We start from the raw sequence: 15,938 nt of genomic DNA on the forward strand, positions 1-15,938 counted from the left end.
CTCGAAGCGGCGGGATCAGCCCGTGGCGGCTTCCTCGGCTTCGGGCTTCGACTTGCCTTCCTTCTTCGGGATCGGCTGGATGTCGAGCAGCACTTCGTCCTTCTCGTCGAGGTCGACTTCCAGGCGACCGCCGTCGGTCAGGCGACCGAACAGAAGCTCGTCGGCCAGCGCACGACGGATCGTGTCCTGGATCAGGCGCTGCATCGGGCGTGCGCCCATCAGCGGATCGAAGCCCTTCTTCGCCAGGTGCTTGCGCAGCTTGTCGGTGAAGGTGACCTCGACCTTCTTCTCGCTGAGCTGGGTTTCCAGTTGCAGCAGGAACTTGTCGACCACGCGCAGGATGACCTGTTCGTCGAGCGCCTTGAAGTTGACGATGGCGTCCAGACGGTTGCGGAATTCAGGCGTGAACAGGCGCTTGATGTCGCCCATTTCATCGCCGGCCTGCCGCGCGTTCGTGAAGCCGATGGTCGCCTTGTTCATGGTCTCGGCACCCGCGTTCGTCGTCATGATGATGATGACGTTGCGGAAGTCGGCCTTGCGCCCGTTGTTGTCGGTCAGCGTGCCGTGGTCCATGACCTGCAGCAGCACGTTGAAGATGTCCGGGTGCGCCTTCTCGATTTCGTCGAGCAGCAGCACCGCGTGCGGCTTCTTCGTGACAGCCTCGGTCAGCAGACCGCCCTGGTCGAAACCGACGTAGCCCGGAGGCGCGCCGATCAGGCGGCTCACCGCGTGACGCTCCATGTACTCCGACATGTCGAAGCGGATCAGCTCGATGCCCATGATGTAGGCCAGCTGCTTCGCCGCTTCGGTCTTGCCGACGCCCGTGGGGCCGGAGAACAGGAACGAGCCGATCGGCTTGTCGCCCTTGCCCAGGCCCGAACGCGCCATCTTGACCGCGGAGGCCAGCACTTCGAGTGCCTTGTCCTGGCCGAACACCACGCTCTTGAGGTCGCGCTCGATCGTCTGCAGCTTGCTGCGGTCGTCGTTGCTGACGTTGGCCGGGGGAATGCGCGCGATCTTCGCGACGATTTCCTCGACCTCGGTCTTGCTGATGGTCTTCTTGCGCTTGCTCGGCGGCAGGATGCGCTGAGCGGCGCCGGCTTCGTCGATGACGTCGATCGCCTTGTCAGGCAGGTGACGGTCATTGATGTACTTGGCGCTGAGCTCGGCCGCGGCCTGCAGGGCCGCCACGGCGTACTTCACGCCATGGTGTTCCTCGAAACGCGACTTCAGGCCCTTGAGGATGTCGACGGTTTCCTGCACCGACGGCTCGACCACGTCGACCTTCTGGAAACGACGCGACAGGGCCGCATCCTTCTCGAAGATGCCACGGTATTCCGTGAAGGTGGTGGCGCCGATGCACTTGAGCTGGCCGCTGGAGAGCGCCGGCTTGAGCAGGTTCGACGCATCGAGCGTGCCGCCCGAGGCTGCGCCCGCACCGATCAGGGTGTGGATTTCGTCGATGAACAGGATGGCGTTCGGCTTGTCCTTGAGCGACTTGAGCACGCCCTTCAGGCGCTGTTCGAAGTCGCCGCGGTACTTGGTGCCGGCCAGCAGCGCGCCCATGTCGAGCGAGTAGACCTGCGCCTCGGCGAGGATCTCGGGCACGTCGCCCTGGGTGATGCGCCATGCCAGGCCTTCCGCGATCGCGGTCTTGCCCACGCCGGCCTCGCCCACGAGCAGCGGGTTGTTCTTGCGCCGGCGGCACAGGATCTGGATCACGCGCTCGACCTCGTATTCGCGGCCGATCAGGGGATCGATCTTGCCGTCCTTGGCGAGCTGGTTGAGGTTTTGCGTGAACTGCTCGAGCGGCGAGGCCTTCTCGTTGCGTTCGCCGCCACCCTCTTCGCCCTCGCCTTGAGGCGCTTCGCCGCTGCCCTTGACGGCTTCCGGCGGATCGCTCTTCTTGATGCCGTGGGCAATGAAATTGACCACGTCCAGTCGGGTGACGCCCTGCTGGTGCAGGTAGTACACGGCGTGCGAATCCTTCTCGCCGAAGATCGCGACCAGCACGTTGGCGCCGGTGACTTCCTTCTTGCCGTTGCCGGTGGACTGCACATGCATGATGGCGCGCTGGATCACGCGCTGGAAACCCAGGGTGGGCTGGGTGTCGACATCATCGGTACCCGCCACTTGCGGCGTGTTGTCCTTGATGAAGTTGGTGAGCGACGCCCGCAGGTCGTCGACGTTCGCCGAGCAGGCGCGCAGAACTTCCGCGGCGCTCGGGTTGTCCAGCAAAGCGAGCAGCAGATGTTCCACGGTGATGAACTCGTGGCGTTGCTGCCGGGCCTCGACGAAGGCCATGTGCAAGCTGACTTCCAGTTCCTGGGCAATCATGTGATTTCCTTTTGCCTTGCTGTAAATAAGTTCTCAGATGGGTTGGAGCGCGTGCAATTCAACTGGTTCACGCGACCGGTTCGCTGACACATTGCAGCGGGTGCCCTGCCTGCTGCGCGGCCTCCATCACCTGATTGACCTTGGTGGCCGCCATGTCGCGGGAATAAACCCCACAGACACCCCGGCCATCGAGGTGGATCTTGAGCATGATCTGGGTCGCCGTTTCTCGGTCCTTGCTGAAGTATTCCTGCAGGATGACGATCACGAACTCCATCGGCGTGTAGTCGTCGTTCAGCATGACGACCTGGTACATCTGGGGCGGCGCCGTTTTTTGCGGGCGGCGCTCCAGAACGACCGAATCTCCGTCGTCGCCCGCCGGTTTCTGCGCCGGTGGGGTGCTGGGAGTTTTGGGAATTCTCGTTGCCATGAAAAAGATTCTATAGAGCGTGCAAGCACCGTGCCGACGCCAACAGACTTGGTGACGCCTATTCGACAAATCAAGAGGCATGCGTCGTGTACGACAGCACGAAGACAGACGTAAAAAAACCGGCAGATTGCCGGTCTTTTTTACAGATTGCGCAGAACGGGACCTTTGGGCGCCGGCAATTTCCGGCCCGGCACCCGGGTCGGAACCGGCAGATCGGGCGGCAGGGCGTCGATTTCTTCGTCGGTGAGTTCGCGCTCGGGAGCCCACTCTGCTTCCTCGTGAACGGCGGCGGGCAGCGTGAACGGGACTGGCGAGTTCTGCAACTCCGAATCCTCGTGCAAGGCCGGTACTGGTGGCAATGGTCTCGGCCGCTGCGGGGGTGAGGGTGCAACGGGCGGAGCAACCGGCCCTCCTCTAATGCCCGTCAAGGTGGGGGGCGCTGGCGACAACGCCTGCCATTCAGCCAGCCGCCGCGCATCCTGCTCCGCCTGCCAACGCGCCAGTGCCAAGCGTTGCGCTTTCTGGTGCGCGGTCTGCTGCTGCCCGAGCAGCGCCAGCTCGGCGCGGATCGCCAGCCGCATCTGTTCGCGCTCCGAATCCGAGGCACGGCGCTGCGTTTCGAGCTGCTTGCCGAGCTTGTGCGAGAACGCCCAGAGGCCCAGCAAGGCGCCAGCGGCGCCGACCGCGAAGCAGACGACAAGAAAATTGGCCTGGATCAGCGTCACAGCGAAACCTCCTCGTCGGCGTCCCACTTGCGCAGCAGATCGAGTGGAATGGCATCGGCCACCTGGGAAAACCGCAGGCCGGTCATGCGTTCGGCCTGCTTGAGCAACACGGCGACAGGACTGCTTGGTTCGTGGTTCTCGAACCATCGGCGGGCCTTGCGAATGTCACGCAGGATGTCGTCGCGTGTCGCCAGGCCCTCACCGGCTGGCGTGCTTGCCGGCCACGACGGAAGCGGGTCAGGTCTTGTTGCGGCCGCGACAGGCGGCGCCGATGCCCCGGTTCGCTGGAATGGGGCCAGCAACCGCACCAGCGCATGCAGTGGAGGCGCGTCCAGCCCCAGGTGCTGGGCGGCCCAGGCGACGATCTGCGCCGCCGCCTCGGCCGCTTGCGCCAACAGGCGCAGCGGCGCCTGGTCGTCGCCCGACGCAGCGGCCGCGAGGTCTGCCAGCTGCTGCGCCATGGCCTCCGGACTGGCTGCGTCCGGCGCCCGGGGCATCGCAAAGGCGCGCTCGACTTCACGCACCGTCAGGTGCCGCGCGGCATTGGCTGCAATGACGACTTCTCGCACGTCGCTCAACAGGCCCTCCGGATCGGCCAGCGCAGCGAGCGCATTGGCGCGCACGGCCGGGTCGCGCTCGCCTTCGATCACCAACTGGGGGTGCACCGCTTCGGGCCAGGTCCGCAGCGCCTCGACCAGCAGCACCAACGACTGCGCAAGCCCTGCCGCCTGCGCCAGCCGGGTGAGCTGGCCTTCGCCCGTCAGCGTGTTGGGGACGGCGAATGCCACGCGCGGCTGGATGGCCTTCATTCGCTCATCGAAGTTGTCGATGTCGATATCGAGGAACTTTCTCTCGGGCACAGGAGGCAAGGCCTGCGTCGGCTTGCCGGACAGATCGGACAAGACGCCCATCACGAAAGGCAATTCGATCTTCTTTTCGGACCCGTAGATTTCCACGTCGTACTCGATCTGCACGCGTGGTGCCCTGTTGCGGGCAATGAACTTCTGACTGCTGTTGTTGTTGGTGGCCATGAAAACTCCCTGGTGAAAAAACAGACAAGAACCTGGCATCGCGCCTCTTCGGGGGCAACGACGCATCTCCTGCGCCAACGAGACGGCTCGGTGGACTCAGGCGAACTCGGTGTGACAGACGATGGCGCCTCCTCCTTGCAAGGTCGGGTTGGCGCTGTCACTCGGCTTCACGTCGGCAGTCATGCGCCGGATCTTTTGCCGCGCTTGAAGCGCATCCAGCCACTGCCGGGAAAGAATCGGCAGGAGACGTTGTTCGATGAAGCCGATCAGACGGCGAGCCCCGGTTTCGTAGGCACCGCAGTGGCCGACGATTTCATTGAGCAGCGCAGGCGTGTAGTCCAGCGCAATGTCATGCTGCGCATGCATGCGCTCGACCACGCGATCCAGGTGCAAGCTCACGATGTCGCGCAGTGCGTCCGGGGCCAAGGGCAGGTAAGGCACCACGGTCAACCGGCCAAGGAATGCCGCAGGAAAGACCGTTCGCAGCGCCGGCTGGAGTGCATCGCGCAGAGCCTCGACATCGGGCACCAGCAAGGGATCTTCGCTCAGAGCGGTGATGAGTTCAGCACCAGTGTTGCTCGTCAACAGGATCGTGGTGTTTCGGAAATCGACACGACGCCCTTCCCCATCTTCCATCCACCCCTTGTCGAACACCTGATAGAAGATCTCGTGCACATCCGGATGGGCCTTTTCCACCTCATCGAGCAGGATCGTGCTGTAGGGCTTTCGGCGCACGGCCTCCGTGAGCACGCCACCTTCACCGAAGCCGACGTAACCCGGGGGCGCGCCTTTCAAGGTCGACACCGTGTGCGACTCCTGGAACTCGCTCATGTTGATGGTGATGAGGTTCTGCTCACCGCCATACATGGCTTCGGCCAATGCCAATGCCGTTTCTGTCTTGCCCACACCCGAAGGGCCGGCCAGCAGGAACACCCCCACCGGCTTGTTCGGATCCGTCAGGCGCGCCCGCGCCGTCTGCATGCGCTCCGTGATCGCCGCGAGCGCAGGCCCCTGGCCGATCACGCGCGCTTCCAGTCTTGATTGAAGCGCAACGACCGCCGCGACTTCGTCGGTGACCATCCGACCTACGGGAATCCCCGTCCAGTCGGCCACGATGCCCGCAACCACGGCCTCGTCCACCTGGGGAAAAATCAGAGGCAACTCCTTCTGGTGCGCGGCAAGCTCGAGTTCGAGGGCCTCCAGCTGCGCCGAGGGTGCATTCCCCTCGGCGCAGCTCAGCTCTTTCGCCTCCTCCCCCTTCTTGGTCCTCAATCCATGAATCGTGCGAACCAGTGCAAGCTCGTCTTGCCATCGCGCTTCGTGCAAGGTCAACGCCTGCTGCGCGGCATCGAGTTGGGATCGAGCTTTGTCGAGGCGCAACGCTCTTGCATCACTCCCCTGGGCAACGACACCCTCCTGACTCAGCAGTTCGAGCTCAACCTGGAGGGCTGCGATGCGGTGCCGCCATTGCTCGACTTCAGGCGGCGGCGCGTGAAGCGACATGGCAACGCGCGCACATGCGGTGTCCAGGAGACTGATCGCCTTGTCGGGCAGCTGGCGTGCAGGGATGTAGCGATGCGACAGCGTCACGGCGGCGCGCACGGCCTCATCGAGCACGAGCACGCCGTGGTGCTCGGCAAAGGTGGCAACAAGGCCACGCACCATCTCGATCGCAGCAACCTCGTCGGGCTCTGCCACCTGCAGCGTCTGAAAGCGTCGCGTCAGCGCTGGGTCTTTCTCGATGTGGCGCTTGTACTCGCTCCAGGTGGTGGCACCGATCGTGCGCAAGGTTCCCCGTGCAAGCGCTGGCTTGAGCAGGTTGGCGGCATCGCCTGTTCCGGATTGCCCGCCCGCACCGACCAAGGTGTGCACCTCGTCGATGAAGAGGATGACGGGCTGCGCCGATTTACCCGCTTCTTCCAGCAAGGCTTTGAGGCGGGACTCGAACTCCCCGCGCATGCTTGCGCCGGCCAACAGCGCTCCGACATCGAGACTCCACAGGCGGCAGTTCTTCAGATCGGGAGGAACCTCGCCTTGCGCGATGGCCAACGCGAGCCCCTCGACCACCGCGGTCTTGCCGACGCCCGCGTCTCCTGTGAGCAAGGGATTGTTCTGGCGGCGACGCAGCAGGATGTCGACCATCGTGCGGATCTCGTGTCCGCGCCCGATGACCGGATCGATCTGCCCTTGAGACGCGCGCTCGGTCAGATCCGTGCAGTAGCGCCGCAACGCCGACTTTCCATCCAACGCCGCATCGGCGAGCGCGGCGCTGGCTTCACCAGGCAGCGCTGATAGCAGACCGGCGCCATCGTGCGGTCCTTCCTGCCCTTCGGGGGAGCCGACCACGATGGCACCGATGGCCTCCGTCAGTTGATCTGCAGGGATTCGCTGGAATGCAGGCGAGATGCCAAGAAGCACGCGCCGCAGGTCAGGCGTCTGAAGCAGCGCAGCAAACAACCAAGCACCACGCACGCAATGCGCGCCGAACTCGAGACTCGAGAGCACCCACGCGCGCTCGATGGCAGCTTCGATGTGACTGGAGAAATCGGTCAGCGAGGTGGCACCCGATGGCAAGCTGGACAAGGCCGATGCGAAGTCTTTCTCGATGGCTTGCGCGTCGATCTGGTAGTGCCGGCAGATGCGGTGCAGGTCGCTGTCGTTGAGCTGCCAGAGCTGGTGAATCCAGTGCGTCAGTTCGACATAGGGATTGCCGCGCAGCTTGGCAAAGGCGGTGGCGGATTCAATGCCGCGAAACAAAGTGAGGTTGAGCTTGCCGAACAGCGCTCGCCGAGAGATCGTCATTGCGCGATCTGCCGTGCAGCGTGCACGCCCTGTTCGATCGGGTCGTCTGCGAGGCCCCCTGTTGCCAGGCAGATTCCTGCGTTCTTTTTCCCCACTTCGCGCCCCCTATGCTTCTTGGAATGGGCGCGATTCTGGCGGCTCGCCGCGAGGCAAACACAGCACAGTTTCTACCAATAGTTAAACGAAGGACGGAGCCTATTGATCTGTGATGTTTGCCCGCAGCTCCTTACGTTCAGAGCACAAAGGAGGTAATTCACTAACGATATCGCGAGGGCGACAAGCAAGAAAAAACCCTCGAGTCCTTTCGGAAGCTCGAGGGCTTGATAAGGGTCCGACGTTTCTCGACGTCAGCGATCGCAATTACATGTTGTCGATCATGACCTGACCGAAGCCAGAGCAGCTCACTTGCGTCGCGCCGTCCATCAGGCGCGCGAAGTCATAGGTGACCTTCTTGCTGGCGATCGATTTTTCCATCGAGCTGATGATCAGGTCGGCCGCTTCGGTCCAGCCCATGTGGCGCAGCATCATTTCGGCGGACAGGATCTCGGAACCCGGGTTCACATAGTCCTTACCGGCGTACTTGGGGGCCGTGCCGTGGGTGGCCTCGAACATGGCGACGGTGTCGCTCAGGTTCGCACCCGGTGCGATGCCGATGCCACCGACCTGTGCGGCCAGCGCGTCGGACACGTAGTCGCCGTTGAGGTTCAGCGTGGCGATCACGCTGTATTCCGCAGGGCGCAGCAGGATCTGCTGCAGGAACGCATCGGCGATGCTGTCCTTGACGGTGATTTCCTTGCCCGTCTTGGGGTTCTTGAACTTCATCCACGGACCTCCGTCGATCAGCTCGGCGCCGAATTCCTTGGCAGCCAGGTTGTAGCCCCAGTCACGGAAGCCACCTTCGGTGAACTTCATGATGTTGCCCTTGTGGACCAGGGTCACGCTCGGCTTGTCGTTGTCGATCGCGTACTGGAAGGCCTTGCGCACGAGGCGCTCGGTGCCTTCGCGCGAGACGGGCTTGACGCCGATGCCCGAGGTGTTGGGGAAGCGGATCTTCTTGACGCCCATCTCGTCCTGCAGGAACTTGATGAGCTTCTTGGCCTTGTCGCTTTCGGCTTCGAACTCGATGCCGGCATAGATGTCTTCCGAGTTCTCGCGGAAGATGACCATGTTGGTCTTTTGCGGCTCGCGCACCGGGCTGGGCACGCCCTCGAAGTACTGGATGGGCCGCAGGCAGACGTACAGGTCGAGTTCCTGGCGCAGCGCCACGTTCAGCGAGCGGATGCCGCCGCCGACGGGCGTGGTCAGCGGGCCCTTGATGGACACCACGTAGTCGCGCACCGCATGCAGGGTTTCCTCGGGGAGCCAGACGTCGGGGCCGTAGACCTTGGTCGACTTCTCGCCGGCGTAGACCTCCATCCAGTGGATCTTCTTCTTGCCGCCGTAGGCCTTGGCCACTGCGGCGTCCACCACCTTGAGCATCACCGGCGTGATGTCCAGCCCGGTGCCGTCGCCTTCGATGAACGGAATGATCGGCTGATCGGGCACATTGAGCGAATTGTCAGCGTTGACCGTGATCTTCTGGCCTTCGGTCGGGACTTTGATGTGCTGATAGCTGGACATGAGGGGGCTTGACTCCGGGAGTGACGTAATTCGAACGACTGTCTGCGAATTCAGACAGCGAGGGAGAATCGCTGTACAGCGCGCTAACAAATCGCTGTACATTTTAGACGCAACCCATCAGCGGACAATTGTCAACCGTAGGGCGATAGAGCCCGTTACTGGCTGACCTTCTGCTCGCCGGGAGGCGTTTCCAACCAATTCTCGATAGAGGAATCATCAATGAGCAAACTTCTCGCAGTCATGATCGCTGGCCTGTTCGCCGCTGGCGCGTACGCCCAGAACCCGGCCGGTACCACGCCCGAACAAGGCAACGCGACCAACAGCAAGCCGCAAGCTCGCGCTGAAGCCAAGAAGGAAGCCAAGCCCGCTGGTCAAGTGGCTCCCGCTGCTGGCGACATCGCCAAGACGCCTGAAGGCGGCGCCTTCGGTGCCGACAAGGCTGGCGTTGCTGGCGAAAAGCGCGCCAAGACCCGCGACGATCGTCGTCGCAACAAGGACGGCAGCGTGAAGCGCAAGGCCACGCAAGGCGGCACGCCTGACATGCCCGGCGCCAAGTAAGCTGGTCTGTCCCCCTAAGAAAAGCGCTCTCCGGAGCGCTTTTTTTCGTTCGCAGTTTTGTTCAACCACTGTCAACCGGGGTTCTTGAGGTCCGTTGAATGGAGGCCTTCCGCAGGGAGGTGATCCATATCAACAATCTCAAAGGATTTCTCATGAACAAGCTGATCGCAGCCCTGGTCGCCGGCCTCTTCGCAGCCGGTGCATTCGCCCAAGCCGCCGAACCCGCGCCCGCAGCGCCGGCCGCTCCCGCGGTCCACAAGGCCAAGGCCAAGCACACGGTCAAGAAGCACAAGGTGCGTCACGTCTCCAAGGCCCACGCGGCCGCCAAGAAGGTGTAAGCTTTCGAGCTCCCGGCAATGCCCGCTTCAGCGGGCATTTTTATTGGTCACGGGCCGAACTCGTGTGTCCTGGCCCCGAAAGAGTCATCCGATGTTTCAGCGTCTCGCCGCGCTGCTTCTGGTGTCCGCGTCCTTCTTGGCGCCGGCCCACGCGCAGCAGCAAATCCAACCGCAACCCCAAACCGATCTGGCACGCACGCAGTTGTCGGTCGGCCTCTACAAGATCGATGCGCAGGTGGCGCAATCGCCCCGCGAGCGCGAGATCGGCCTGATGTTCCGCAAGACGATGCCGCAAGCCGAAGGCATGATCTTCGTCTTCGAGCAGCCGGCCACGCAGTGCTTCTGGATGCGCAACACCCTGTTGCCGCTGACCGCCGCCTTCGTGGCCGACGATGGCCGCATCGTCAATCTGGTCGACATGCAGCCGATGACCGAGAACTCGCATTGCTCCGAAGAGCCGGTGCGCTACGTGCTCGAGATGAACCAGGGCTGGTTCGCCAAGAAGAACATCAAGAAGGGCGCAAAGCTGGGCGGAGAGCTGTTCTCGACCGCCAAGCGCTGAGCAACTCAGCACCCGTAAAAAAGCCGACCCGCAGGTCGGCTTTTTTCATGGCAAGCGCCAGGTCCGGCTTCAGCCGAAGTTCTTCGCCGCGAAGTCCCAGTTGGCCAGCTTGGCCAGGAAGGTTTCGACGAACTTCGGGCGCAGGTTGCGGTAGTCGATGTAGTACGCGTGTTCCCACACGTCCACCGTCAGCAGCGCGGTGTCGGCGGTGGTCAGCGGCGTGCCGGCGGCGCCGGTGTTCACGATGTCCACCGAACCGTCGGCCTTCTTCACCAGCCACGTCCAGCCCGAACCGAAGTTGCCGACGGCCGACTTCACGAAGGCTTCCTTGAAGGCGTCGTAGCTGCCCCACTTGGCGTCGATGGCCTTGGCCAGCGCGCCGGTGGGTGCGCCGCCGCCTTGCGGCTTCATGCAGTTCCAGAAGAAGGTGTGGTTCCAGATCTGGGCGGCGTTGTTGTAGATGCCGCCGCTGGACTTCTTGACGATCTCTTCGAGCGTCATCGCTTCGAACTCGGTGCCCTTTTGCAGGTTGTTCAGGTTCACCACGTAGGCGTTGTGGTGCTTGCCGTGGTGGTACTCGAGCGTTTCCTTCGAATACTCGGGGGCCAGCGCGTCGATGGCGTACGGCAGGGGTGGGAGCACATGTTCCATGGTTTTTTCTCGTGGGTTGGTTGTGGGGAATGAAGGATTCTAGGAAGTAATCAGGGGGGCGGCGTCAGACGTGTTCCCGTCGCGCCGCCGGGCGTCACGGTCAGGTCGATTGAGCCATCGGAAAGGCGTGCGACCACGGCATCGCCGGCCTGCAGGCTGCCTGCGCTGACGACCGCACGGCCTTCGCCATCGGTCAGCAAGGCATAGCCGCGCTGCAGCACCAGAGCCGGGTCGAGCAGGCGCAGGCGCAGGGCCACGCGCTCGAGTCGCTCGCGCCGCTGCGTCAGCGAACGCGCGAACTTCGCGGAGAAATCGGTGGCGATGACCTGCGGCACCTGCGCCAATCGCTCCCGACGCGACAGCACCGCGTAGTGCAGCCGCTGCGCGTGGTGCGCCAGCCGCAACTGCTGGCGCGCGACCAGGCCCGATGGGCGGCCCAGCCGCGCGGCCGCCTGGTCCAGCCGTTGGCCGAGCACGTCGAGCCGCCCGCCCAGCGCATCGCCGAGCCGCTCGTCGAGCAGGTCGAGCGCGCCGAGCCACAGGTCGCGCGGCGCGCTGACGAGTTCGGCGGCAGCCGTCGGCGTCGGCGCGCGCAGGTCGGCACAGAAATCGGCGATGGTGAAATCGGTTTCGTGCCCCACGCCGCTGATCACCGGCACGGGACTCTGCACGATGGTGCGCGCCAGCGTTTCGTCGTTGAAGGCCCAGAGGTCCTCGATGGAGCCGCCACCGCGCACCAGCAGGATCACGTCGACGGCCGGCTCCAGCGTGTAGAGCGACTGCAAGGCGCGCACCAGTTCGGCCGGCGCGTTGGCGCCCTGCACTGCCGCCGGCGCCAGCACCACGGGAATATGTGGGACGCGCCGCCGCAGCGCGGTCACGACGTCATGCAGCGCCGCGGCCCCCAGCGAGGTGACAACGCCCACGGCACGCGGCATGGAGGGCAGCGCGCGTTTGCGCGCCGGGTCGAACAGACCTTCGGCCTCGAGGCGTGCCTTGCGCTGCAGGAACTGCTCGAACAGCGCGCCCTGCCCCGCGCGCCGCAGGCTTTCGACCACCAGTTGCAGATCGCCGCGCGGTTCGTACACCGCCAGCCGACCGCGCACCTCGACCTGGTCGCCGTCGCGCGGCGTGAAGTCGAGCAGACTCGCCGCGCGACGGAACATCGCGCAGCGCAGCTGGCCGGATTCGTCCTTGAGCGAGAAATAGCAATGGCCGCTCGACGCGCGCGAGAAACCGGAGATTTCCCCGCGCACCGAGACCGGGTTGAAACGCGCATCGAGCGCATCGGCCACCGCGCGGCACAGCGCGCCCACGGCCCACACGCGCGGCCCGGGCGCGGCATTCGGCTCCCTGAAGCTCATCGCGCCCCTCCGCCGCCGAGCGCCACTCTTCCACAACGGGCGCCGCGCCCCCCACTTTGGAGGGGTATGGTGGAACAGATGCACGAGTTCTCGTGCAAGCTGTTGATTTCATTAAAAAAAGTGCTGCTCAAAATTCAATCGATCTAACGGAAAGCCCGTCCCATGCGGGTTCGGAGACATTGCGCGATGGGTTAATCACAAAGTTATCCACAGAATCTGTGCGTCCTTGCCGACACGCAAACAAGCCGCGAGCCGATGGTGGCTCGGTGGATAATCGCCGCGCATTTGCAGTCTACGGGCCGGAGGATTTTCTTGTTTTCCATCATTGTTGCCGCGGGCTGGCCAATCTGGCCATTGCTCGCCTGTTCGGTCATCGCACTCGCGCTGGTCATTGAACGTTTCACCAGCCTCAAGACCGTCAAGGTCCTGCCGCCGAAGCTGCTGGACGAGACCATCACCGTGTCGCGCGGCGCGGTTCCCGGCCCGGATGTCGTGACCAAACTGGAAAGCAACTCGATGCTCGGCCAAGTGCTGGCCGCCGGCCTGCGCGCGCTGAACGCCAACCCGCGCTGCACCGAAGAAGACCTGCGCGCCGCCATGGAGGCCTCGGGCCGCACCGTGGCGCACAAGCTGGAACGTTACCTGCCGGCGCTGGCCACCATCGCCTCGGCCGCGCCGCTGCTCGGCCTGCTGGGCACGGTGATCGGCATGATCGAGATCTTCGGCTCGCAGTCGCCCGGCAGCGGTGCCGTCGGTTCGGGCAATCCGGCGCAGCTGGCGCACGGCATTTCGATCGCGCTGTACAACACGGCCTTCGGCCTGATCGTGGCCATCCCCACGCTGATCTTCTGGCGCTACTTCCGCAGCCGCGTCGACGAGTACCTGCTGAACCTCGAACTCTCGGGCGAGCGCTTTGCGCGCCACTTGAACGCACTTCGCAAATGACGGCCATCGCAGCAACCGACGGCCGCCACACCAGGGACACCGCGGAACCGGCTTCGCCGGGCCGCAGGTGTCGCCCCCGGAAGGGGGTTGGCGTAGCGACACGAAGTGCGCGCAGCCTGGGGGTGAGCCTATGACTCGGGGCCGCATGCAGTTTCGCCACGGCGCGCGCGACGAGCCGGAGATCAACCTGATCCCGTTCATCGACGTGCTGCTGGTCGTGCTGATCTTCCTGATGCTGTCGACCACCTACAGCAAGTTCACCGAGATGCAGCTGCGGCTGCCGACCGCGGACGTCGACGCCCAGCGCGACTACCCGAAGGAAGTGATCGTGGCGGTGTCGGCCGACGGCCGCTACGTGATCAACAAGTCGCCGCTGGCGGACCGCAGCGTCGACACCGTGGCCGCCGCGCTCGGCGCCGCCGCCACCGGCGGCAAGGACAGCGTCGTGATCATCAGCGCCGATGCCGCCAGCCCGCACCAGGCCGTGGTGACGGTGATGGAGGCCGCGCGCCGCGCCGGCCTGATGCAGATCACCTTCGCCGCCCAGTCGACGGCCCAGGCCGGTCACTGAGTGTCGACCGGCGCGCGGCTGCAGGACGCCTGGCTGCGCCGCGGTGCGCCGGCCTGCCTGCTGTGGCCGCTGTCGCAGGTCTACGGCGCCCTCTTCGCGCTGCGGCGCGCCTTCTACCGATGGGGTTGGCAGAAAACCGGACGCGTGCCGGTTCCCGTGATCGTGGTCGGCAATGTGATCGCGGGTGGGGCCGGCAAGACACCGGTTGTGATGGCGGTCGTGCGCCACCTTCAGGCACGTGGCCTGCGGGTGGGTGTGGTGTCGCGCGGCTACGGCCGCCGCACCGACGACTGCCGTGAAGTCCAGGCTGACAGCGATCCGCAGGACGTCGGCGACGAACCCGCGTTGATCCACCATGCCACCGGCGCGCCGGTCTTCGTGGCTCGGCAGCGCATCAAGGCCGCACTCGCCCTGCTCGAACGGCACCCGGCCACGCAGGTCATCGTCAGCGACGACGGCCTGCAGCATCTGGCGCTGGCGCGCGACATCGAGATCTGCGTGTTCGACGACCGCGGTGTCGGCAACGGCTGGCTACTGCCCGCCGGCCCCCTGCGCGAGCCGTGGCCGCGTCGCTGCGACCTGCTGCTGCACAGCGGCGAGCGGCCTGCCTTCGCCGGTGGCTACACCGCAACCCGCGAACTGGCGCCGTACGCCCTTGCGAAGGACGGTCGACGCATCCCGCTGAGCACACTCACCGGCCAGCCCGTGATCGCGCTCGCCGCCATCGCACGGCCGGAAGCCTTCTTCACGATGCTGCGCGCGCACGGCCTCACGCTCGCGGACACCTTCGCGCTGCCCGATCACCACGACTTCAGCGACTGGCAACGCCCGGCCGGTCCCGCCCTGCCCCTCGTCTGCACCGAAAAAGACGCCGTCAAGCTCTGGCACCAGGCGCCCGACGCGCTCGCCGTGCCGCTGCACTTCGAACCCTCGCCGGCGTTCTTCGCCGCCCTCGACGCGAAGCTATCATCGCTCGATGGATACCAAGCTGCTTGAACTGCTCGTCTGCCCCGTCACCAAGGGCCCGCTGACCTGGAACGCCGAGAAGCAGGAGCTCTGCTCGCGCAGCGCGCGTCTGGCCTACCCGGTGCGCGACGGCATCCCGGTGCTGCTCGAGAACGAGGCCCGCACGCTGTCCGACGAAGAGCTGGGCCTGTGAGTTTCACTGTTCTGGTGCCGGCCCGGCTGGCTTCGACGCGACTTCCCAATAAACCGCTGGCCGACATCGCCGGACTGCCGATGGTCGTGCGCGTAGCGCAACGTGCCCGCCAGTCCAGCGCCGCCCGCGTGGTGGTGGCCGGCGACGACGCCACCATCATCGACGCCTGCAAGGCGCACGGCGTCGAGGCCCTGCTCACCCGCCAGGACCACCCCAGCGGCACCGACCGGCTGGCCGAAGCCTGCGAGCAGCTCGGACTCGACGGCGACGCGATCGTCGTCAACGTGCAGGGCGACGAACCGCTGATCGACCCCGCGCTGATCGACGCCGTTGCCGCCACGCTCGCCGCGCGCCCGCAGGCCGCGATGAGCACCGCCGTCCACGCGATCGACTCGCTGGCCGACTTCATGAACCCGAACGTGGTGAAGGCCGTGCTCGACGCACAAGGCCATGCGCTGTACTTCAGCCGCGCGCCGATCCCCTGGTGGCGCGACGGCTCGTCGGGCGGCGCGGCGCCGTCTGTGCTGCCCAGCCCCGCACCGCTGCGCCACATCGGCATCTACGGCTATCGCGCAGGCTTCGTGCGGCAATTTCCGTTGCTGTCGCCCGCCCCTGTCGAAGCCACCGAGGCGCTCGAACAGTTGCGTGCGCTGTGGCACGGACACCGCATCGCGGTGCATGTGAGCGATGTGGCACCGGGCCCCGGGATCGACACGCCCGAAGACCTGGCACGCGTGCGCGCCGTCTTCGCGGCCGGCTCGCCTGCGTGAGCTGCAGGCCGCCCCGAGGGAGACGGCGGCAATTTGTCACGGGGACGCATGCTATCCTCGATGCAATTCCGCCTCGGC

Annotated in this window: 15 protein-coding genes and 1 pseudogene; 8 read left to right on the forward strand and 8 right to left on the reverse strand. The window is 64.9% G+C overall.

Annotation, left to right across the window (positions count from 1 at the left end; all coding sequences use genetic code 11):
• Window positions 1-15 precede the first annotated feature (15 nt).
• From clpA to icd, 6 genes and pseudogenes are all read right to left on the reverse strand, one after another.
• Window positions 16-2,337: an ATP-dependent Clp protease ATP-binding subunit ClpA gene (clpA, locus tag AC3WQR_RS03175; protein ID WP_062471453.1), complete on the reverse strand. Its 2,322-nt coding sequence runs from the start codon at window positions 2,335-2,337 to the stop codon at window positions 16-18.
• 67 nt (window positions 2,338-2,404) lie between these two features.
• Entirely contained in the window at window positions 2,405-2,764 is a 360-nt protein-coding gene (clpS, locus tag AC3WQR_RS03180; RefSeq protein WP_062471456.1) for an ATP-dependent Clp protease adapter ClpS, read from the reverse strand.
• Window positions 2,765-2,904: 140 nt separating this feature from the next.
• A complete protein-coding gene (locus AC3WQR_RS03185) occupies window positions 2,905-3,489 on the reverse strand; it encodes a hypothetical protein (protein WP_492741139.1) in 585 nt (194 codons plus the stop codon).
• Window positions 3,490-4,232: 743 nt separating this feature from the next.
• Window positions 4,233-4,520 (reverse strand): annotated as a pseudogene (gene tssB / locus AC3WQR_RS03190) (type VI secretion system contractile sheath small subunit); the annotation flags it as partial.
• Between the two features lie 96 nt (window positions 4,521-4,616).
• The gene (tssH, locus tag AC3WQR_RS03195; RefSeq protein WP_492741140.1) at window positions 4,617-7,322 is read right to left on the reverse strand and encodes a type VI secretion system ATPase TssH; all 2,706 of its coding nucleotides are present in this window, start codon (window positions 7,320-7,322) and stop codon (window positions 4,617-4,619) included.
• Between the two features lie 360 nt (window positions 7,323-7,682).
• Entirely contained in the window at window positions 7,683-8,942 is a 1,260-nt protein-coding gene (gene icd / locus AC3WQR_RS03200) for an NADP-dependent isocitrate dehydrogenase (RefSeq protein WP_492741141.1), read from the reverse strand.
• Between the two features lie 219 nt (window positions 8,943-9,161).
• Here icd and AC3WQR_RS03205 point away from each other — a divergent pair, with 219 nt between their 5' ends.
• The 3 genes from AC3WQR_RS03205 (at window position 9,162) to AC3WQR_RS03215 (ending at window position 10,400) form a co-directional block, all read left to right on the forward strand.
• On the forward strand, window positions 9,162-9,500 hold the full coding sequence (locus tag AC3WQR_RS03205; RefSeq protein WP_062471494.1) for a hypothetical protein: 339 nt from the start codon (window positions 9,162-9,164) through the stop codon (window positions 9,498-9,500).
• Window positions 9,501-9,652: 152 nt separating this feature from the next.
• Window positions 9,653-9,838 carry a hypothetical protein gene (locus AC3WQR_RS03210; RefSeq protein ID WP_062471496.1) on the forward strand — a complete coding sequence of 62 codons (186 nt, stop codon included), beginning with the start codon at window positions 9,653-9,655 and terminating at the stop codon, window positions 9,836-9,838.
• 91 nt (window positions 9,839-9,929) lie between these two features.
• On the forward strand, window positions 9,930-10,400 hold the full coding sequence (locus AC3WQR_RS03215) for a DUF192 domain-containing protein (RefSeq protein WP_492741142.1): 471 nt from the start codon (window positions 9,930-9,932) through the stop codon (window positions 10,398-10,400).
• Window positions 10,401-10,469: 69 nt separating this feature from the next.
• Here AC3WQR_RS03215 and AC3WQR_RS03220 read toward each other — a convergent pair whose 3' ends face one another.
• On the reverse strand, window positions 10,470-11,051 hold the full coding sequence (locus AC3WQR_RS03220) for a superoxide dismutase (protein WP_095745206.1): 582 nt from the start codon (window positions 11,049-11,051) through the stop codon (window positions 10,470-10,472).
• A gap of 50 nt (window positions 11,052-11,101) precedes the next feature.
• Entirely contained in the window at window positions 11,102-12,415 is a 1,314-nt protein-coding gene (xseA, locus tag AC3WQR_RS03225; RefSeq protein ID WP_492741143.1) for an exodeoxyribonuclease VII large subunit, read from the reverse strand.
• 312 nt (window positions 12,416-12,727) lie between these two features.
• Between xseA and AC3WQR_RS03230 the strand changes: the two genes are divergently transcribed.
• The 5 genes from AC3WQR_RS03230 (at window position 12,728) to kdsB (ending at window position 15,860) form a co-directional block, all read left to right on the forward strand.
• Window positions 12,728-13,360 (forward strand): MotA/TolQ/ExbB proton channel family protein, encoded by a 633-nt coding sequence (locus AC3WQR_RS03230; RefSeq protein WP_070060550.1) that lies wholly within the window; start codon window positions 12,728-12,730, stop codon window positions 13,358-13,360.
• Between the two features lie 145 nt (window positions 13,361-13,505).
• Entirely contained in the window at window positions 13,506-13,931 is a 426-nt protein-coding gene (locus AC3WQR_RS03235) for an ExbD/TolR family protein (protein ID WP_062471507.1), read from the forward strand.
• Window positions 13,932-14,927, forward strand: a complete 996-nt coding sequence (gene lpxK, locus AC3WQR_RS03240) for a tetraacyldisaccharide 4'-kinase (protein ID WP_492741144.1) — start codon at window positions 13,932-13,934, stop codon at window positions 14,925-14,927.
• Entirely contained in the window at window positions 14,908-15,090 is a 183-nt protein-coding gene (locus AC3WQR_RS03245) for a Trm112 family protein (protein WP_013541700.1), read from the forward strand. Before lpxK ends, AC3WQR_RS03245 begins: the two co-directional genes overlap by 20 nt.
• Window positions 15,087-15,860: a 3-deoxy-manno-octulosonate cytidylyltransferase gene (kdsB, locus tag AC3WQR_RS03250; protein WP_492741145.1), complete on the forward strand. Its 774-nt coding sequence runs from the start codon at window positions 15,087-15,089 to the stop codon at window positions 15,858-15,860. The genes AC3WQR_RS03245 and kdsB overlap by 4 nt, the downstream gene beginning before the upstream one ends.
• Window positions 15,861-15,938 lie beyond the last annotated feature (78 nt).

It is taken from the genome of Variovorax sp. FW305-3-2-15-B-LB1, from assembly GCF_058787635.1.